The 451-nt window shown below is 56.5% G+C and carries 1 protein-coding gene; it reads left to right on the top strand.

Going from position 1 to position 451, the window contains the following annotated elements:
* The coding region (locus tag AB4Z23_RS28525; protein WP_441361313.1) for an AraC family transcriptional regulator at positions 1–451 on the top strand (451 nt) is incomplete at both ends.

The following is a 451-nucleotide window of genomic DNA, read 5'->3' as shown; positions in this document are numbered from 1 at the left end:
ATCCTGCCCGGCGTTTTCCTGCTGCGCGCCTCACGTCCGACGGCCCCGATACACACCATTTATGAGCCGAGCTTTTGTTTCGTCGCTCAGGGCCGTAAGCAGGTGTCCGCAGGTTCCCTGAGTTATACCTACGAACCGGGGGCGGCGCTTGCAGTTTCCGTCGCGTTGCCTGTGCGTGGGCAAGTGTTGGAGGCTTCTCCTTTAGAGCCCTTTCTGTGTTTGCGCATTGAGTTGAGGCAGGAACTTCTCGCTGGACTTCGCGGAAACAGCACAAGCCAATCTGACGCTAACTTTCTTCACCCTGGTATGGGTATCGTTCCGTCCTCCATCTCTCTGGAAGACGCCCTTGTCCGGACATTGGAGCTTCTCGCAGAACCGCGCGACACTAGGGTGCTTTGGCCCCTGTTAGAAAAAGAAATCAGCTATCATCTGCTGTCGGAATGCTCGAGCC

It is taken from the genome of Agrobacterium sp. MCAB5 (assembly GCF_052114365.1).
GTDB lineage: Bacteria > Pseudomonadota > Alphaproteobacteria > Rhizobiales > Rhizobiaceae > Agrobacterium > Agrobacterium tumefaciens.
Note: the sequence above shows the minus strand (reverse complement) of the source record. Positions and strands in the feature narration are given on the sequence as shown.